This window comes from Psychroserpens burtonensis DSM 12212 (assembly GCF_000425305.1).
Taxonomy (GTDB): Bacteria; Bacteroidota; Bacteroidia; order Flavobacteriales; family Flavobacteriaceae; genus Psychroserpens; species Psychroserpens burtonensis.
Map to the genome: position 1 here is coordinate 253,279 of NZ_KE384346.1, position 22,089 is coordinate 275,367.

Genomic DNA, 22,089 nt, shown 5'->3' on the forward strand with positions numbered 1-22,089 from the left:
TGTTTCCATTCGAGTAAGCATTGCAAACTGCAAACTGAATACTGAAAATCACCTACTTATTACCTGTTCTAATAATATCTGCAAATAATCCTGAAGCAGTAACATCAGCACCAGCACCAGCACCTTTGATTATCATAGGCTGTTCTGGGTAACGTTGTGTGTAAAACATGACGATATTATCTTTGCCTTCAAGGTTGAAAAAAGGATGTCCTTGAGGGATTTCTTTTAGTCCAACTTTTGCTTTTCCATCATTGAATGCTGCCACATATTTTAACTGACAATCATTCGCTTTTGCTGAAGCGTATAACTTCTGAAAATGCGCTTCATCATCAATCAATGTTTTATAAAAATCATCAACAGAGTTGCTCTCTAAATTAGCTGGAGTCAAAAACGAATCGTTTTCTATGTCTTCGAGGTTCATTTCTGTTCCGCTTTCACGCGCTAAAATTAGAATTTTTCTAGCGACATCAACACCACTTAAATCAATTCTTGGATCGGGTTCTGTGTAGCCTTCTTTTTGAGCTTGTTTAACGACATCATGAAACTTCGTTGTATCATCAAAATTATTGAAGACAAAATTTAAACTACCAGATAAAACAGCTTGTATAGAGGTGATTGTGTCTCCAGAAGCAATTAAATTATTAAGCGTATCAATAACAGGTAATCCCGCACCAACGTTTGTTTCGAATAAAAATGGTGCGTTGTATTTAAGTGATAATTCTTTAAGTTCTCTATACTTTTCAAAGCTACTTGAGCATGCTATTTTATTACAAGCAACAACAGCAATACTGTGTTTTAAATAAGCGCCGTATAATTTTGAAATATCTTCATTGGCAGTGACGTCTACGAATATGCTGTTGCGTAAATTAAAGTCTTTTGCACGCTCCAAAAAACCATTTAATGTTGCTTTTTCTCCAGTTTGTAATTCTGTTTTCCAATCTTTTAATGAGAGTCCGTCATCATTAAAAATCATGGTTCTAGAATTGGATAATCCAACTACTTTTAAATTGATTTTTAATTGCTCTTTCAAATACTTTCTTTGTTGCTTTATTTGTTCAACAAGGCGTTCTCCTACATTTCCAACACCTGTAATGAATACATTGAGTTGTTTGTTTTTGTCTTCAAAAAATCGCTCATGTAGCGCGTTTAAAGCTTTTTTGACATCTTTTTCTACTATCACTGTTGATATATTTCGTTCTGAAGCGCCTTGTGCGATGGCTCTTATATTAATATTATTTTTTCCTAAAGTCCTGAACATTTTACCGCTGATGCCTTGATGACTCTTCATTTTGTCACCCACAAGCGCAATAATTGATAAGCCAGTTTCGATAAGTATAGGGTCAATTTTATGTAATGAAATTTCATTTTCAAACACACAGTCAATAGCTGATTTTGCTAGTTGAGAATCTTTGGTGTCAATTCCAAAACAAATAGAATGTTCTGATGAGGCTTGAGTAATAAAAATGATATTAATCATCTCCTGTGCTAAGGATTCAAAGAGGCGTTTTGAAAATCCTGGAATTCCAACCATTCCGTTACCTTGAAGTGTTAACAATGCAATATTATCAATATTAGAAATTCCCTTAACAGGAGTTGCCGAATTATCGATAAAATCATTTGAAATCTTCGTGCCAATAGCGTTAGGTTTTAATGTGTTTTTTATATGAATTGGAATGTTTAAATTCAAAACAGGTTGTACGGTTGGAGGATATAAAACTTTGGCGCCAAAATGAGATAATTCCATCGCTTCCTGATAGGATAAATTTTCAATAGGAAATGCTTGTTTTACTAGTTTTGGATTGGTTGTATACATCCCACTTACATCTGTCCAGATTTCAAGAGAATTGACTTTTAAAGCTGCAGCGACTATAGCTGCTGTGAAATCAGAACCTCCTCGACCTAAAGTAGTTAATTCTCCATTTGTTGATTTTGAAATAAACCCTGGGAGAATAGTGATTTGCTCTTTTGCTTCGGAAAAGTAACTTTTTATGTTAGTATTAGTCTGTTGATACTGGACTTCTGCCTTGGTGAAATTAGAATTTGTTACCATCAATTCCTGACTGTTTTTTCGTATGCAATCTAGACCTCTGTTTTTCATCGTTTCGGCAATAATGAAAGCCGATAGCAATTCTCCAAAACTGACCAATTTATCAGATGTTTTTGGAGATAACTCATTGATTAAAAATATGCCGTCCAAGAGACTTCTAAGATCTTGTAATTTGTTACTTAAAGGCGTTGAAATTGTTTCATTTCCCGAAGGAATTAATTCTAATAAAATCGAATGATGTTTTTCTGCAATAGCTTCATATTCTAAGATATAATCTCGGTTTTTTCTCTGAGCCATGTCAGCGGCTTTTAATAACTTATCTGTAATTCCTCCAATTGCAGAAACCACACAAATTACACGATTATTTTGCGAATAATTGTCGAGAATCGAAATGACTTTATTTATGTTTTTTGCAGATCCTACAGAAGTTCCGCCAAATTTTAAAACATTCATTTTTAGATGTTTAAATGTGAATTTTGTTTATTTAAATCTTTTTTGTAACCTAGGAGGTTATTGAAGACATATCGCTAAAACCCCCTTTGGGTGATCATACCAAACGTCATTCCACTAGACAAAGAGATGAAAATTTCAAAAATATTTGGATTTAGGTTTGTCATTTTTTTAAGCCTATACATATCAAATGTATTATTTTTACAGGAATAAAAAAATTTTGAAAGATGTTTTGCACATTTTTCACTTTAAAAGGAATCTATTCAATAATTCGTCATTTTTACTAGTATAAATGACGAATTTATAATCATTATTATACAGTAAATATGAAGATATTTTCAAAAGAACAAATTTACGAAGGAGATCAGCTTACAGCAAAAAACCAAAGTATTACGTCAACAGAATTGATGGAGTATGCTGGAATTCAAATATTCAATTGGCTTCATATTAGAATGCAAGGCGCTCAAGTGCCTATTCATGTCTTTTGTGGGATTGGAAATAATGGAGGTGATGGGTTGGTAGTCGCAAGACAGTTAATTACCCACGGTTACAATGTAAAAACATATGTGGTGAACTGCAGTGACAAACGAACCAAAGATTTTTTAGTTAATTATGATTTGATAAAACAGACGACTAAAAAGTGGCCAGATATGCTCGCTTGCGAGTCTGATTTTCCTGAGATCCACAAGGATGATATTATAGTGGATGCCGTCTTTGGAATTGGTTTAAACAGGCCAGTAAAGGATTGGGTAAAATCATTGTTTGTTCACTTTAAAAAAAGTGAAGCATTTACTTTAGCTATTGATGTTCCTTCTGGGGTTTACACAGATAAAGCAATTGAAGATGAAAATGGAGTTGTGTGGGCCAACTATACGCTTAGTTTTCAGTCGCCAAAATTGATATTTTTTTTACCAGAAACTGCTAAATTTTCTACACAATGGGAAGTTATTGATATTGGTATTGATAGAACATTTTTGCTTGCCACAGAAACGGAGAGCGAATTAATAGGGAAAAATGAGGTGGTACCTATGTATAAACCCAGGGAGAAATTTGCTCATAAAGGAGATTATGGTCACAGTTTAATAATTGGAGGTAGCTATGGTAAAATAGGTGCAGTTGTTTTAGCAAGCCGCGCCGCATTGTCTATTGGTGCTGGATTGGTGACCTCTTATGTGCCAAAAAGCGGATATCAAATTTTGCAAACCGCATTCCCTGAAGGGATGGTGATTACCAATCAAAATGACGCTGTGATTTCTGAGATAGAATTTGACATAGAGCCTACTGTCATTGGACTAGGAATTGGAATGGGAACAGCAACTGAAACGGTCTCTGCTCTAGAGAAATTTCTAAAAACAAATAAAACACCATTAGTTATGGATGCCGACGGGCTTAATATCTTATCAAAGAAAAAAACACTCTTAAAACTACTTCCTGAGAAGTCAGTTTTAACACCACATCCCAAAGAATTAGAACGTTTAATAGGGACGTGGCAAGACGATTTTGATAAGCTTGAAAAAGCAAAACAGTTCTCTAAAAAGTATACCGTAATTTTAGTCATCAAGGGCGCAAATACAATTACTGTTTTTGACGATAAATATTTTGTGAATACAACAGGGAATCCTGGAATGGCAACCGCTGGAACTGGCGATGTTTTAACAGGTGTCATTACAGGTTTGCTATCACAAGGATACAGCCCCTTAAATGCAGCTATTTTTGGAGTGTATCTTCATGGTAAAGCTGCAGATATTGCCATTGAAAATTTAGGCTATCAGAGTCTTATAGCGAGTCATATTATTGAAACTTTAGGGGAAGCCTATATCGATTTATTTAGTCAACCTGAGCAGCCACAAGTTGAAGAGGCACAACCTGACGATTAAAAACACTCAATAATAACATGTTTAAAAACAAACACCACTTCAACTGAAGTGGTGTTTTTGCTATTTATAAATTTATTAAGGTTGTATCTTGAGTTCTTTTTCCAATAACTCTACTAATTTAGGGTCTGATGGTCTTGGTGCATCTGCGCTTACAATATTTCCATTTGGATCTATTAAAATAAATCTTGGAATACCTTGAATGGCGTAGTCTCTTACAAACTTAGAATTCCAATCCTTATCTGCCATTAATTGTAGACCACCCAAGTCTTTATCTTGAACCATACTTACCCATTTATCATGGTCTTTAGATTGGTCAATTGAGGTGCTTACAAATTCTATATTTTCGTTGTGGAATTTTTTCTCAACATCTTTTAGAGACGGTATTTCTCTAATGCATGGACCACACCAAGTTGCCCAAACATCCACATATACATATTTTCCTTTTAAATCGTTGAGAGATAATGCACCACCTTTATGATTTTCATAATTCACAAACTGAGGAGAAGGTTTGCCTTTTACTAGATTTTTATTTTTATCAAAAGTGTCTGTAAGTTTCTTTTTAGTGTCCTCCTTAGTGCTGTTCTCAATAAAGAAATTATAGACTGCTTCCATGTTTTCATTATTAGGTGATACTAAGAAACTTGATACATAATCGATAACATCATTTTTTAATGCAGGAATCTTAATATTCGAAACGCCTTGTAAATCTTCTGGAGAAACTGATGAAATATCATCACCTAAACCTTCAAATAGAACTGTCAATACTTTGTCAAAAGCCATATCCTTATATGAACTAGAAGATTTGTATGCTTTTGAATCATCAAATGTCATCTCTTTTAATGCTGTTGGAATAAAACTTTCCGATACTTCAAAATCTTCCTTTTTAGTATAATAACCATGTCTTTGAGAATAGTTATTAATCATTAGATACTTATCATAGATGATATTCTGTTTTTCTGCAGAAATGAAAGCTTCATCAGCATTAGTCAAACCATTTAAAAGCGCTTCATTTTCTGTTTCAATTTCAGATAATTTAGTTTTAAAATCATCTTCATCCATGGAGTAAAATTCAACTGCATTGGCTGTAGCTTTTCCATTACCTAAAGTTTTTGCAGCTAAATAATTGTTTTTAATAGCGCCTTCGCCAGTATACGTAATAGTTTCGTCAAATTTCTTAGCGTCAAGTGTTACGTTAAGATTGTCTGCAAATCCTATATGTATGGCTGTGAATTCTCTACCTATTGCCATTGTGTAAAATCCGTTTTCAGGAATACGAAGCGTATCAGTAAATGTACCATCGTCGTTAATCGCTATTTCTGCTTTAAAATCAGCATTACTAACAATTGCGTTTTTAACTTTAGAATTTTCTATTTTTCCAGAAATAACAGCATAGTCTATTTTTTTTTCTTGCTGACAAGTAAAAACTGACAGCGCTATTAAAGCAACAATTAATCTTTTCATATTTTTTATTATTTTAGTGATTCAAAAATACAGTTTATCATTTTTTTTAAGTCATCTTTTATTAATTATTAACATTATGTTGCAAAGTAGAGATGTTATTCTCAAGTTTGAAGTCGTAAAACCTAACTATGAAAACAACGCATTTTATTTCTTCGGAAATTTTAGAACTTTCAACCGTTAATGATATCCTTTTTCAGAATAAGAAAATAGAGTTATCCAAAGAAGCTATAAAAAAAATAGAAGCATGTCGCAGCTATTTAGATAATAAAATAAAAAATGCAGATCAGCCCATTTATGGAATTAATACAGGGTTTGGTTCTCTCTGCGATGTGAAAATCTCTAAAGATAAGCTTACAAAATTACAGGAAAACTTAGTGATGTCTCATGCCTGTGGTATTGGTGAGCGCGTTCCTGAACAAGTTGTAAAACTTATGTTGTTGCTTAAGGTGCAATCATTAAGTTATGGTCATAGTGGAGTTCAATTAAAAACAGTTCAACGCCTCATTGATTTTTTTAACAATGATATTTTGCCAATTATTTATACTCAAGGTTCTTTAGGTGCCTCTGGAGACTTGGCACCATTAGCACATTTAGCTTTACCGTTGATTGCTAAAGGTGAAGTCCTATATAAGGATAAGGTGTACGAGTCAAAAGACATCTTATCAAAATTTAATTGGGAATCTATAGAATTACAATCAAAAGAAGGTCTTGCATTGTTAAACGGAACTCAATTTATGAGTGCCTACGGAATTTACTTGCTTATAAAATCGCATAAGCTTTCCTATTTCGCAGACTTAATAGGAAGTATTTCTTTAGATGCTTTTGATGGCAGAATTGAGCCATTTAATGAATTAGTTCATCTCGTTAGGCCTCATAAAGGTCAAGTTAACACTGCAAAAAGAGTTAGAGGGTTCCTTGAAGGCAGTGAATTGATTAATCAGCATAAGGCTCATGTTCAAGATCCATATTCATTTAGATGTATACCTCAAGTGCATGGTGCAACAAAAGACACTTTAGATTTTGTGCATAAAACATTTAAAACTGAAATAAATTCGGTCACAGATAATCCAAATATTTTCGTTGGAGATGATGAGATTATTTCAGGCGGAAATTTTCACGGTCAACCTTTAGCGTTGGCTTTAGATTATTTAAAAATTTCAATGGCAGAGCTTGGTAATATTTCTGAAAGACGTACCTATCAATTAGTATCTGGGTTAAGAGGCTTGCCTTTGTTCTTGGTTGATAACCCAGGATTGAATTCTGGTTTTATGATTCCGCAATATACGGCAGCAAGTATCGTGAGTGCTAATAAGCAGTTGGCTACTCCTGCGAGTGTTGATAGTATTGTATCGAGCAATGGTCAAGAGGATCATGTGAGTATGGGAGCAAATGCCGCGACCCAGTGTTTTAGTATCGTCAATAATGTGGAACGTATTTTGGCAATTGAATTATTAAACGCTTCACAAGCGCTTTATTTTAGAAAACCATTAAGGTCTTCAGATTTAATAAATTCTTTTTTAGAAAGTTACAGATCTGAGGTTCCATTTGTCACTGAAGACAAAGTTTTTTATAAACTTATGGAAAAAACAGTACATTTTATCGGCGATTTTTGCATCGATAATAACATACTTTTCGATTAAAGGTAAAAAAAATTGTTTAACGGTTTAATGTTAAAAAAAAGAATAAATTTATTTGGACTTCAGTATATTATACTTTATTTTTGATTCATAGTAAGAGGAGAAATGTTCTTTTTTTACTTTATAACAGCTTAACATAATAGCAAATTAATCTGTTATTCTTACCCAAAAATTGTTTGATAGCACAACAATTGATTATTAGCATTTATTGATTTAGAATGGTTTCATTCTATTTGATGTTCTGTTTGTTCAGTTCGTCAAAATCTAATTTTAAGCTTATGCATAAATCTCGTATTTATGTTTTTGCTGGCAATACGTGTATTGTCAATATAAATGTTAAAATAATTTAATTTAAAACCAAATGTTATGTTTATGAGCAATTTTACCCAAAGTGGTGGACGCGCCAAAATTTGGCAATCTATCACGAATTTATCGTGTTGTAGCATTGATTTTATGACTAAACGAAGTACAAGCATGAAGGCTCTTGCCTTTTTCATGCTTTTCGCGTTTAATGTAAATTCGATGTTCGCCCAAGAATCGGAAAGAAGTACTTTCTTTAACCGATGTTTAAATGATGCACCTCCTGGACCTTCCGAGGCAGATGTTGCAAATCTTTACCTTAATCAATGTGGAGACATTCCAGCAGAAGTAGTTAAGTCTACTTTTATGGATGGAAATGACTGCGCTTGGAATGTTGAGTACACTTATGATATTAAGTGTGGAGAATTCGAAGAGCAAATCAAAATTAGCTATAATGGTGGTGATATTTCTACACCAGTGCTAAATGAAGGTGCAGTTGTTCCTGCGGGAGCACAAAACCTGAATGTGTGTTTTGATAACATTCCAATGGGGCCTTCAGCAGCAAGTATTGCAGCTTTGTATTCAGATAACTGCGGCGATGTTGTTGTTAATAAATCTGGTACGCCATCTGGTAGTGACTGTGAGTGGTCTGTGCTATATAAGTATACGATAGCAGATACATGTGGAAACATGTTAGCTGATTTAGATATTTCTTATAGTGGTGGAGATACTGAAGCGCCTCAACTTAATAAAGGAGCAAGTATTCCAACAGGAGAGACAGGTTTAAATTTATGTTTTTCTGAAAAAGCTCAAGGACCAACAGTAGAAGATATTGCTGCATTATTTTTTGATAACTGCGGAACTGTAAATGTTACTAAAGACGAACAATCTAAAGGAACTGATTGTAAATGGTTAGCAACATATACTTATACTATTCAAGATGATTGCTTAAATTTTGCTGAGTCAATTGTTATAACATACATTGGAGGAGATATGGATGCACCTGTAATTACAGGAGTTCCTGAAGATATTACAGTTAATTGTATTGATGAAATTCCTTTACCAGCTAAAGGTGAAGTTTTTGCTACAGATAATTGTTCTTCGAACGTTATTCCTCTTGCTACTGATGATACAAGTGGTTTAAATGGGTCATGTTTAGGTGGTGTAGTTGTTAGAACTTATACGGCTACAGATGATTGTGGTAGATCAGTTTCTGAAATTCAAACTATAACAGTACTGCCTACTCCAGAGTCTACTTTAACGACAGGAGTATTCCCAACTAATATATCATGTGAGGATGTTGCAGGTTTTTCTGCACCTGACGCGACATATAGTAATGGAGTTGCTCAAGGAGCATGTGCAGTTTCTGGTTCTATTGAAGCAGATGTAAACATCGACTATACCGAATGTGGTGGTACAATAACTGTGTCTTATGATGGTGTTGATTCTTGTGATCGTCCATTAAGTGCAGGACCATTTACTATTATAGTTGATCCAGCACCAATGGCAGCATTTGATCCAATAGAAGATATCACAATTACTTGTGACTTAGCAAATCAATATACAGCTGATTCATTAAGTTATCAAAACGGAGCTTCAAATGAAGCATGTTTAATTGAAGGAGAAGTTGCAGGAGAATTAAGTGGATCTTATACAGAATGTGGAGGAACACTTTTCGTAGACTGGACATACACTGATAATTGTGAAAGAACAATTACAGCTAAGAAAACAATCACAGTTTTACCAGCACCAGCAGCACAATTTGACGATGTAGAAGACATGACAATTTCATGTGAAGAAGCAGGATCATTTGAAGCAGGTTCATTAAGTTATACAAACGGAGCTTCAAATGAATTATGTTTAATTGCAGGTACAGTTGATGGAGAATTAAGTGGAACTTACACAGAATGTGGAGGAACACTTTTCGTAAATTGGACGTACAGTGATGATTGTGGTAGAACAATAGAGACTACACAAACTATTACTGTTGAGTCAGCACCAGCTGCATCTTTTGACGACGTAGAAGACATGACAATCTCATGTGAAGAAGCAGGATCATTTACAGCAGGTTCATTAAGTTATACAAACGGAGCTTCAAATGAAGCTTGTTTAATTGCAGGTACAGTTGAAGGAGAATTAAGTGGAACTTATACAGAATGTGGAGGAACACTTTTCGTAGACTGGACATATACTGATAATTGTGAAAGAACAATTACAGCTAAGAAAGCAATTACAGTATTGCCAGCACCAGCTGCAGCATTTGACGACGTAGAAGACATGACAATCTCATGTGACGAAGCGGGATCATTTGAAGCAGGTTTATTAGGGTATACAAACGGAGCTTCAAATGAAGCTTGTGTAATTACAGGTACAGTTGAAGGAGAATTAAGTGGAACTTACACAGAATGTGGAGGAACACTTTTCGTAGACTGGACATACACTGATAATTGTGAAAGAACAATTACAGCTAAGAAAACAATTACAGTATTGCCAGCACCAGTAGCAGCATTTAACGATGTAGAACACATGACAGTTTCATGTGAAGAAGCAGGATTAATTGAAGCAGGTTCATTAAGTTTTACAAACGGAGCTTTAAATGAGGCATGTTTAATATCAGGTACTGTTGAAGGAGTATTAAGTGGTGAATACTCAGAGTGTGGAGGATTACTATTTATAGACTGGACGTATACTGATGATTGTGGTAGAACAATTACAGCTAAACAACAAATTAAAGTTAACCCAGCACCAGTAGCAACATTTTACGATGTAGAAGGCATGACAATTTCATGTGAAGAAGCGGGAACATTTGAAGCAGGTGTTTTAGGTTATACAAACGGAGCTTTAAATGGAGCATGTTTAATTGAAGGAGAAGTTGAAGGAGACTTAAGTGGATCTTACACAGAATGTGGAGGAACTCTTACAGTGAACTATACGTATACTGATGATTGTGAAAGAACAATTGAAGCTAGCCAAACGATTACAGTAGAGCCAGCAACAGTTGCTGTCTTTAATGATGTTGAAGATATTTCAATAACTTGTGACTTAGCTAATCAATATATAGTAACTTCTTTAGGTTATACAAACGGAGCTTCAAACGGAGCATGTGAAATTTCAGGATCAGTACCAGGTCAATTAAGTGGAGATTACACAGAATGTGGAGGAACACTTTTCGTAGATTGGACCTATACTGATGATTGTGATAGAACAATTACAGCTAAGAAAACAATTACCGTTGAACCAGCATTAGTTGCATCTTTTGATGAAGTACAAGACATGACAATTTCATGTGAAGAAGCAGGATCATTTACAGCAAGCCCTTTGAGTTATTCAAATGGAGCTTCAAATGAATTATGTTTAATTGCAGGTACTGTTGAAGGAGAATTAAGTGGAGATTACACAGAATGTGGAGGAACACTTTTCGTAGATTGGACCTATACAGATGAGTGTGGTAGACCAATCAATGCTAGTCAAACGATTACCGTTGAACCAGCACCAGCTGCAACATTTGACGATGTAGATGACATGACAATTTCATGTGACGAAGCAGGATCATTTGAAGCAGGTTCATTAGATTATACAAATGGAGCTTCAAACGAAGCATGTATAATTGAAGGTACTGTTTTAGGAGAGTTAAGTGGAGAATACTCAGAATGTGGAGGAACACTTTATATAGATTGGACATACACTGATGCTTGTGAAAGAACAATTACAGCTAAGAAAACGATTACCGTTTTAGCAGCACCAGTTGCAGTATTTGATGAGGTAGACGACATGACAATATCATGTGACGTAGCTGGATTCTTTACAGCAGATTCATTAGGGTATACAAACGAAGCTTCAAATGAGGTATGTGAAATTTCAGGATCAGTACTAGGTCAATTAAGTGGAGATTACACAGAATGTGGAGGAACACTTTATGTCGATTATACGTTTACTGATGCTTGTGAAAGAACAATCACAGCTCGTAAGACTGTTACAGTTAATCCAGCACCAGCTGCAGTATTTAATGGCGTAATGGACATGACAATATCATGTGACGAAGCAGGATCATTTGAAGCAGGCTATTTATATTATACAAATGCATATACATCAAACCCTTTTGGTGATTCGAATGGAGGTTCAAATGAGGTATGTTTAATAGAAGGATCAGTACTAGGTCAATTAAGTGGAGATTACACAGAATGTGGAGGAACACTTTTCGTAGACTGGACGTATACTGATGCTTGTGATAGAACAATTACAGCTAAGAAAACGATTACCGTTGAACCAGCACCAATGGCTGAGTTTGATGAGGTAGAAGACATGACAATTTCATGTGAAGACGCAAATTCATTTGAAGCAGATGCTTTAAGTTATACAAACGGAGCTTCAACTGAAGCATGTTTAATAGCAGGTATTGTTGAAGGAGAAGCTACACCAAATTATACAGAGTGTGGTGGATCAATTACGGTAAATTGGACGTATACAGATGATTGTGGTAGAACAAGTAATGCTAGTCAAACGATTACAGTATTACCAGCACCAATGGCTACATTTAGTCATATTATGAATGCGTCTATACCATGTGAGGATTTAGCAACTTATGAGCCAGAATTCTTATCATATACTAATGGTGGAACTGAAGCTTGTGAAATTTCTGGATCTGTTCAAGGTGAAGCTCAAGCTTTCGAAGGAAGCTGTGGAACTTTTGAAGTAGACTTTACGTTTACAGATGATTGTGGAAGAACAATTACAGCTAAACAAACAATTACTGTTATTGATGAAACTGCACCAGTATTAACTGGAGAGTTACCTCAAGGAGCGTCTAATTTAGACTTGTGTTTTGATACACGTCCAGAAGGACCAACTGAAGCTGAAATAGCTGCTTTATTTACAGACAACTGTGGTAACGTAAATGTTACTAAAACACAATCTGCTCCTCAGGAAGATGATTGTAGCTGGGCAGTAATGTACAGATATGAAATCCAAGATGATTGTGGAAACTTTGCTAATCCAGTAAAAGTATTCTACAACGGTGGAGATCAATCTGCACCTTTATTAACAGGAACATTGCCAGAAGGTAGTACAGGTTTACAGTGTTTAAGTGAAAATCCTGGTGCACCGTCACTAGATGCTATTCAAGAAGCTTATACAGATAACTGTGGGACTGTAATAATAACTCCTTTAGAGCCAGTAATTACTGGTGATGATTGTAGTTGGACTGCAACTTATGAATATACTGTAGTAGATGCTTGTGAAAACTATGCAGCTAATATAGTAATCGTAAATAGTGGTGCTGATAACATGGCTCCAGTATTAGAAGGTGAAATACCAATGGATGCAAATTCATTGAACTTATGTATTGATTCTGATTTAGAAGAGCCTTCTGAAGAAGATATCGCTTTACTTTACTATGATAACTGTAGTGATGTAACTGTTACTAAGATCGAGAAAGTTTACGGTACAGACTGTGAGTGGATTAGAGTATTTGAATATATCGCTGAAGATGCTTGTGGAAACAAATCAGACATCATAAAAGTGAACTACATGGGTGGTGACACTTCTGCTCCTGTACCAACGGGTGAGTGTGATAATGAGACAATGACAATTAGCACTGAAGATGGTGCAGTTTGCCCACAAGAGGCTTCAATATCATTAAACATTGGAGATGAAATATCAGCTGGAGACAACTCTTGGACTGTAGCAGGAATTTCTGTTGCACAAATGAACGGTTCTTTAGTACCATGTTTTTATGATAACTGCGCAGGAATTGATGAATTAACATTTAGAGTTATTGATAAAGGTGTAGATGCAGGTGACTGTTCTACAACATTGACAGTAACATTTGAGGTTGAAGACAACTGTGAAAACGTATCTGAACCTTTCTTATGTACATTTATCATCATTGACGATACAGCACCAGTAGTTGCGTGTCCAGAAGGGCAAGACTTTGGTCTTGTAGCTGAAGCTCCAATAGCATTTGCTGATAAGGCAACTTACACTGATAACTGTCAGGCTGATGGTGAAACTCAAGATTATACAGATGTTTTAACTTCTGTGATTAATGAAGATACTCTTACTACTGAAGACTTCACATTAGTGCGCACATTCACAGCTAGTGATGGTTGTGATAATACTTCGACTTGTGATGTTGTGTACAATTGGACTGTAGTTCTTACTCCAGAAAATGATGATTGTGTTGATGCAACACCAATTGCATGTGGTGATTCTATTATGGGATCAACTGAGTATGCAAGTAATGAAGGCTCATTTAATTGTGCAGAATCTAATTTTTCTGGTTCACCAGGAGTATGGTATGTATTGGAAGGTACAGGTGACATCCTTAATGTTGTTGCTGATACTTTTGGATCAGATTTTGACACTAAATTAGCTGTGTTTTCAGGAGTCTGTAATGATCTAGGATGTATTACTGGAAACGATGACGCATCATTTGTGAATACACAATCAGAAGTGTTTTTCCAATCTGAGGTAGGTGTAGATTACTACCTTTACGTTACAGGATATACATTCTTTGGAGGATCACCATCATCTGGTGAGTACATGTTAAGTGTATCTTGTGAAGTTGTTGAGCCTGCTACAATCGTGGATTGTGAAGGACCAGGTGAAACTGTAGAAGTAGTTCAGTATTCTAACAATGAATTGTTAACATGGACTTATACGTCTAGTACAGGAGATCCATTAGCTCTTGATTTTAGTGGAGACACTGAAGCTGGCTATGATTTTATCTATGTTTATGATGGTCTTGACGATGCGGCACCTTTATTAGGTGTGTTTAGTGGAAGCTTATCAGAAACAATGGTAACTTCAACTGGCGACTCATTATTCATAGTATTCGATAGTGATAATGTTGTTTCTGGGTTCTCGTTTAATGTGAATGTAGAATGTGGTAATGGTGTTGTAATAGTTGATTGTGAAGGACCAGGTGAAACTGTAGAAGTAGTTCAGTATTCTAACAATGAATTGTTAACATGGACTTATACGTCTAGTACAGGAGATCCATTAGCTCTTGATTTTAGTGGAGACACTGAAGCTGGCTATGATTTTATCTATGTTTATGATGGTCTTGATGATGCGGCACCTTTATTAGGTGTGTTTAGTGGAAGCTTATCAGAAACAATGGTAACTTCAACTGGCGACTCATTATTCATAGTATTCGATAGTGATAATGTTGTTTCTGGGTTCTCGTTTAATGTGAATGTAGAATGTGGTAATGGTGTTGTAATAGTTGATTGTGATGGACCAGGTGAAACTGTAGAAGTAGTTGAGTATTCTAACTATGAATTTTTAACATGGACTTATACGTCTAGTACAGGAGATCCATTACTTCTTGATTTTAGTGGAGAAACTGAAGATGACTATGATTTTATCTATGTTTATGACGGTCTTGATGACAGTGCACCACTAATTGCTGAATTAAGTGGAGATTTATCTCAATCATTTGTTACGACTCAAGGAGCATCAGTACATGTTGTATTCGATAGTGATAATTCTGTTTCAGGATTTTCATTTAATGTAAATGTAAACTGTGGTTTTGCATCGTGGAGACAAGCTCAAGTAGTTGAAGAAGATGTTAAAATCGACTTTACTGCGTATCCAGTACCATTTGATAATGTTGTAAACATTGCTTACTCATTTGAATTTGAAACTAATGTAACTATCGAGTTATTTGATACTAAAGGCTTACAAGTCTTCAGTGACACTAACAAGAATTATGTTACAGGATCTAACGGTTCATCAACATTTGATTTATCTAGATACTCAAGCCAAATGTTCTATGTGAAGTTAACGACGAGTCAAGGTACGGTTACTAAGAAGATTGTATCTTCTGGTAAAAAGTAATTGATACATAATAATTAGGGATAGTCCCTAAGGGTATATATTAAAGGCAGCTAGTTATAGCTGCCTTTTTTTTGTGCCCTTTTTTTTGTCTGAAATGTGCCTTGTATTACAAATTAATCCTAGAGATGGATGAGTGTTGTAGGTTTAACAGTTCCTCATAAAACATAGAAATGAATAAGCTATAGAAATGAATCAAATACAAAATGTGGGTGAGTTGTAAAATTTCCGAAGTACATAAAATTTGTTTCAGGGTTTTTGAGCACGAGTAATGACTACTAATTATATATTAAAAGTCATGGAGAGTTTATCTAATTACTCAAATCACATATTCTTTATAAAGTGAACTTCTAGTCCAGGTGCTTATTCCTCGAATGACTTTTGATGCTGGTCAATAGTAGTAGGTATAAAAATAATTAGAGACCTTCTCAAGGGTTATATAGCAAAGCGCACATATAGAACTTCCTTTTTTTTCTTGTTTCTATTTTTTATACTGAAATGGGCCTAACGCAATAATTAATTTACTTACTTAATAAGAAGTACGCTTTCTGCATATCCATATGATCTATAAAATAGATAAGTAAGACATTTAAAATAAAGGTGAATTTTGTTTAGTGTTTGGATTTCCGAAGAAAATAAAATTTACTTAAGGAGTTCTTTAGTCCAAGCAATTGCTTCTGGAAGTGTGTCAAAAATCTCAAAGGGTTTATCTAAGAACAATTTCTCAATTTGTGCAGTGCTTTTGGCCATGAAATTTTGAGAGACGACACAAAACCCAAGGAGATTTTTAATTTTAGAGGTTTCTTTATAGATTGCTGGATCTACAGAGTAAGAGTTAATTCTATGCGTGATATAAACAAAGGGTTTATTCTTAAAATAAGTAAAGGCAGTGTTGGTTAATATTAAATTCTCTTTTAAGGTTATATGAACCCCTGCATCCATGACAACAATCATGTAGTTATCAAAAATATGTACTTCACAAAAATCTAATCGTAAGCGCTCTGTCATAGTCTCAATTTAAGCATTCAAAAAGTATGAAACAATAAAAGAGCCTCTTTATTTAAAGAGGCTCTTGTGTTCTAAGACTACTATTTTAAGATTTAGTCTCTTTGGCAGACTTTACTATTTTGATAGTCAATTCATCAGCTTTAGCATCTAAATCCATATGAATGGTATCTCCTTCTTGTAATTGCGAGTTAATGATCTCTTCAGCAAGGGCATCTTCAATATACTTTTGAATCGCTCTTTTTAAAGGTCTAGCACCGTACTCTTTGTCAAACCCCTTATCTGCGATATAATCTTTAGCCTTATCACTAAGGTTAAGTTCATAGCCTAAATCTCTAATTCTCTTAATAAGAATTGCCAATTCAATATCAATAATTTTATTGATATCTTTTCTTTCTAAAGCATTAAAAACCATGACGTCATCAATCCTGTTTAAAAACTCAGGAGCGAATGCTTTTTTAAGTGCATTTTCAATAATGCTTTTTGAATTATCACTGGCTTGAGCAGTTTTTGCAGACGTACCAAAACCAACGCCTTGACCAAAGTCTTTAAGTTTTCTGGCTCCAATATTAGAGGTCATGATAATGATTGTATTTCTAAAATCAATTTTACGACCAAGACTATCGGTTAAATAGCCATCATCTAAAACTTGCAATAACATATTAAAGACATCTGGATGGGCTTTTTCAATTTCATCTAAAAGAATTACAGCATAAGGCTTACGACGTACTTTCTCTGTTAACTGACCACCTTCTTCATAACCTACATATCCTGGAGGTGCACCAACTAATCTAGAAATAGCAAATTTCTCCATGTATTCACTCATGTCGATTCTAATCAATGCGTCTTCACTATCAAAAAGCTCACGGGCTAATACTTTTGCTAATTGCGTTTTACCAACGCCTGTTTGTCCTAAAAATATAAATGAACCAATTGGCTTATTTGGATCTTTAAGCCCTGCACGATTACGTTGAATGGCCTTAACAACCTTTGAAACAGCCGCGTCTTGTCCTATAACTTTTCCCTTAATGAGTTCTGGCAATTGAACGAGTTTGTTGCTTTCGGTTTGCGCAATTCTATTTACAGGAATACCAGTCATCATAGACACAACGTCTGCGACATTGTCTTCAGATACAATTTCTCTATGTTGTTTAGTATCTTCTTCCCACTTTTCTTGAGCTATCGCCAATTCTTTTTCGAGGCGTTTTTCATCATCTCTTAATTTTGCTGCTTCTTCGTATTTTTGTTTTTTGACAACTGTGTTTTTTGTTTCCTTTACTTCTTCTAGTTTATTTTCTAGATCAAGTATTTGTTTAGGAACCTCAATGTTAGTAATATGAACGCGAGAGCCAGCTTCATCTAAAGCATCAATGGCTTTGTCTGGTAAAAAACGCTCTGTCATGTATCTATTGGTGAGTTTTACACAAGCTTCAATAGCTTCATCTGTATAATCAACATTGTGATGCTCTTCATATTTACCTTTAATATTATTTAAGATCTCTATAGTTTCTTCAACAGTTGTTGGTTCTACAATGACTTTTTGAAAACGTCTTTCTAAGGCGCCATCTTTTTCTATGTATTGTCTGTATTCATCTAGAGTAGTCGCTCCAATACATTGTATTTCTCCTCTGGCAAGTGCAGGTTTAAACATGTTTGAGGCATCTAAGCTACCAGTAGCACCACCAGCACCAACGATCGTATGGATTTCATCAATAAAGAGAATGATGTCATCATTCTTCTCTAATTCATTCATGACGGCTTTCATACGCTCTTCAAATTGACCTCTGTATTTTGTGCCGGCAACTAAACTGGCTAAATCTAAAGTCACTACTCGTTTATTAAAGAGTGTCCTAGATACTTTTCTTTTTATAATTCTAAGTGCTAAACCTTCGGCAATTGCAGATTTACCAACACCTGGTTCTCCAATTAATAAAGGGTTATTCTTTTTACGTCGACTCAAAATTTGTGAGACACGTTGTATTTCTTTTTCTCGTCCAACAACAGGGTCGAGTTTTCCTTCTTCGGCCATTACGGTAAGATCTCTACCAAAGTTATCTAAAACAGGTGTCTTAGATTTTTTTGCTGATTTACCAGTGGGCTGTCCAAAAGGATTTTCTTTGGAGTCATCTTCCTGATTAGGTTCATCATCTGAGAATGACTCAGCCTTAGGAAGTTCTAAATAATCATCATCGTTAGTAATCATAAATTTGAATTGTTCTTTTACATTATCGTAATCTATTTTTAACTTATTTAAAAGTTTAGTAGTTGGGTCATTTTCATTTCTCAAAATACACAATAACAAGTGTGCGGTATTTATAGACGTACTTTGAAATAACTTCGCTTCTAAGAACGTGGTTTTTAAAGCACGCTCTGCTTGTCTTGTAAGATGTAGGTTCTTCTTTTCATTTGAAGATACTGTAATATTAGGATTTGCCGGACTTAAAATTTCAACCTTTCGTCGTAAGTGATTTAGGTCTGCGTCCAGCGCATTTAATATATCTATAGCTTTGCCATTACCATCACGAAGCAGGCCTAACATTAAATGCTCTGTACCTATAAAATCGTGACCTAATCGTAATGCTTCTTCTTTGCTATACGCAATTACATCTTTAACTCTTGGGGAAAAATTATCATCCATAGTAATCTCTTTCTGCTTTAAAAATAATAAAATCTATATACAAATGGGCAAAAATTATACCTTAAATATAGCGTTGCTACTAATAGAGTGAAAAATCTTTAAAAATTCAAAGTTTTTAACAAAAGACTTATTAAAAATTATATAAAATTTTGTTAATAAATAGTTCTAAATTTCAATCAAATAAGTCGCATAAACACTGTGGGAATTGTTATCTTAGCCTGATTTGAAAACCTACAAAAATCTAATTTAAATTATATATGGAAGAAGGAGAGAAATTGATCCCTATCAACATTGAGGATGAAATGAAATCTGCGTACATTGATTATTCAATGTCGGTCATTGTGTCACGTGCATTACCAGATGTGAGAGATGGTTTAAAACCAGTTCACAGACGTGTACTTTATGGAATGCATGAACTTGGTGTTAGGTCAAATACTGCTCATAAAAAATCAGCAAGAATTGTCGGTGAAGTCTTAGGTAAGTACCATCCACATGGTGATACATCTGTTTATGACGCTATGGTTCGTATGGCTCAAGAATGGAGTTTGCGATACATGCTTGTAGATGGGCAAGGAAACTTTGGTTCTATAGATGGTGACAGTCCAGCAGCAATGCGTTATACAGAGGCTAGAATGAAGAAGATATCTGAAGAAATGTTGGCAGATATTGATAAAGAGACGGTTGATCATAAATTAAATTTTGATGATACGCTTCAAGAGCCAACAGTGCTTCCTACAAGAGTTCCTGGACTTCTTATCAATGGTGCTTCTGGTATTGCAGTAGGTATGGCAACAAATATGCCTCCACATAATTTGTCTGAAGTTATAGATGGTACGATCGCATATATTGAGAACAATGATATAGAGATAGATGAATTAATAACACATATTAAAGCGCCAGATTTTCCAACAGGTGGAACTATCTATGGATATGATGGTGTTCGTGAAGCTTTTAAGACAGGACGTGGGCGTATTGTCATTCGTGGTAAAGCAAGAATAGAAGAAGTACACGGAAAAGAAAGTATTATTGTGACCGAAATTCCTTATCAAGTCAATAAGGCAGACATGATTAAAAAAACGGCCGACTTAGTTAATGATAAAAAAATTGAAGGGATCACTCTTATTAGAGATGAATCTGATAGAAATGGTATGCGTATTGTTTACGTTTTAAAACGTGACTCAATTCCAAATATAGTGCTGAACATGTTGTATAAATTTACAGCATTACAGTCGTCATTTAGTGTTAATAATATTGCATTAGTTAAGGGTCGCCCGCAGCTATTGAATCTAAAAGAAATGATTCATTATTTCGTTGAGCATAGACATGAAGTTGTTGTTAGACGAACCAAATACGAATTGCGTAAAGCAGAAGAAAGAGCACATATCTTAGAAGGTTTAATTATAGCTTCAGATAATATTGATGAAGTGATTGCGCTCATTCGAGCATCATCAAATGCCGATGAAGCAAAAGCTAAATTAATTGAGCGTTTTGAATTGTCAGAAATACAAGCTAAAGCCATCGTAGAAATGCGACTACGTCAGCTTACAGGTCTAGAACAAGACAAATTACGTAATGAGTATAACGAGTTGATGCAAACCATTGAGGATTTAAAAGATATTCTTGATAAAAAAGAGCGTCGTTATGAAATCATCAAAGAAGAACTGCATCTCATTAAAGAAAAATATGGTGATGAACGTCGTTCGGTCATTGAATATGCTGGTGGTGATTTAAGTATTGAAGATATGATTCCTGATGAGCAAGTCGTCATTACGATTTCTCATGCTGGTTATATTAAAAGAACCTCACTTACAGAATACAAAACACAACATAGAGGAGGCGTTGGTCAAAAGGCATCAACCACTCGTAATGAAGATTTCTTAGAACATTTATTTGTGGGTACGAATCACCAATACATGTTGTTTTTCACTCAAAAAGGGAAATGTTTCTGGATGCGTGTTTATGAAATTCCAGAAGGAAGCAAGACTTCAAAAGGTAGAGCAATTCAAAATTTAATCAATATTGAACAAGACGATAAAGTAATGGCTTTTATCTGCACTCAAGATTTAAAAGATGAAGCGTATATCAATAGTCACTATGTTATTATGGCGACTAAAAAAGGACAAGTAAAGAAAACATCGTTAGAGCAGTATTCTAGACCTCGTGCTAATGGTATTAACGCTATTACCATTAAAGCAGGAGATGAGTTACTAGAAGCAAAGTTAACTACAGGAAATAGTCAGGTGATGCTCGCTTTAAAATCTGGTAAAGCTATTCGTTTTGAAGAACAGAAAACAAGACCAATGGGGCGAAATGCTTCTGGTGTTAGAGGGATTAGATTAGCTAGTGATACTGATGAAGTTATTGGTATGATTGCTATTGAAAACCCTCAAGAAGAATCTGTCTTAGTTGTTTCTGAAAAAGGCTACGGAAAACGAAGCTATATCGATGATCCAGAAGATGGAGAAGCGATCTATAGAATTACTAATCGCGGAGGTAAAGGTGTTAAAACAATTTCTGTGACTGAAAAAACGGGTCATTTAGTAGCTATTAAATCTGTAACCGATGAGGATGATTTAATGATTATAAATAGATCAGGAATAGCTATTAGAATGGCAGTTGCAGATTTACGTGTTATGGGTAGAGCGACACAAGGCGTAAAACTCATTAACTTAAAAGGAAATGATTCAATCGCAGCAGTAGCTAAAGTGATGAAGGAAGATGAGGTTGAAGAAACTGATGAAGAAACAGAGGATGAAAACATGGACATTCAAGATGAGAATGAAAATGGCACAACTCTTGATTCTAACGAAGAAGAATAAATAAACCCTAAAATAACTA

The 22,089-nt window shown here is 34.9% G+C and carries 8 protein-coding genes; 4 read left to right on the forward strand and 4 right to left on the reverse strand.

Annotated elements, in window-relative coordinates; translation table 11 throughout:
- Positions 1 to 52 precede the first annotated feature (52 nt).
- Positions 53 to 2,500 carry a bifunctional aspartate kinase/homoserine dehydrogenase I gene (thrA, locus tag H593_RS0116550; protein WP_028873436.1) on the reverse strand — a complete coding sequence of 816 codons (2,448 nt, stop codon included), beginning with the start codon at positions 2,498 to 2,500 and terminating at the stop codon, positions 53 to 55.
- A gap of 323 nt (positions 2,501 to 2,823) precedes the next feature.
- On the opposite strand from thrA, the gene H593_RS0116555 reads away from it, so the two are divergent.
- A complete protein-coding gene (locus H593_RS0116555; RefSeq protein ID WP_028873437.1) occupies positions 2,824 to 4,374 on the forward strand; it encodes an NAD(P)H-hydrate dehydratase in 1,551 nt (516 codons plus the stop codon).
- Positions 4,375 to 4,449: 75 nt separating this feature from the next.
- Here the strand turns inward: H593_RS0116555 and H593_RS0116560 are convergent, their stop codons facing one another.
- Positions 4,450 to 5,835 (reverse strand): TlpA family protein disulfide reductase, encoded by a 1,386-nt coding sequence (locus tag H593_RS0116560; protein WP_028873438.1) that lies wholly within the window; start codon positions 5,833 to 5,835, stop codon positions 4,450 to 4,452.
- Between the two features lie 128 nt (positions 5,836 to 5,963).
- Here H593_RS0116560 and hutH point away from each other — a divergent pair, with 128 nt between their 5' ends.
- Together hutH and H593_RS0116575 are read left to right on the forward strand one after the other, a co-directional pair.
- Positions 5,964 to 7,475 (forward strand): histidine ammonia-lyase, encoded by a 1,512-nt coding sequence (hutH, locus tag H593_RS0116565; RefSeq protein ID WP_028873439.1) that lies wholly within the window; start codon positions 5,964 to 5,966, stop codon positions 7,473 to 7,475.
- A gap of 369 nt (positions 7,476 to 7,844) precedes the next feature.
- Complete coding sequence (locus H593_RS0116575) at positions 7,845 to 15,611, forward strand: HYR-like domain-containing protein (RefSeq protein WP_169338382.1); 7,767 nt, start codon at positions 7,845 to 7,847, stop codon at positions 15,609 to 15,611.
- A 639-nt stretch (positions 15,612 to 16,250) separates the two neighbouring features.
- Here the strand turns inward: H593_RS0116575 and H593_RS0116580 are convergent.
- On the reverse strand, positions 16,251 to 16,616 hold the full coding sequence (locus H593_RS0116580) for a hypothetical protein (protein ID WP_028873442.1): 366 nt from the start codon (positions 16,614 to 16,616) through the stop codon (positions 16,251 to 16,253).
- Between the two features lie 85 nt (positions 16,617 to 16,701).
- On the reverse strand, positions 16,702 to 19,251 hold the full coding sequence (locus H593_RS0116585) for an ATP-dependent Clp protease ATP-binding subunit (RefSeq protein ID WP_028873443.1): 2,550 nt from the start codon (positions 19,249 to 19,251) through the stop codon (positions 16,702 to 16,704).
- Positions 19,252 to 19,508: 257 nt separating this feature from the next.
- Here H593_RS0116585 and gyrA point away from each other — a divergent pair, with 257 nt between their 5' ends.
- Positions 19,509 to 22,070 carry a DNA gyrase subunit A gene (gyrA, locus tag H593_RS0116590; RefSeq protein WP_028873444.1) on the forward strand — a complete coding sequence of 854 codons (2,562 nt, stop codon included), beginning with the start codon at positions 19,509 to 19,511 and terminating at the stop codon, positions 22,068 to 22,070.
- Positions 22,071 to 22,089 lie beyond the last annotated feature (19 nt).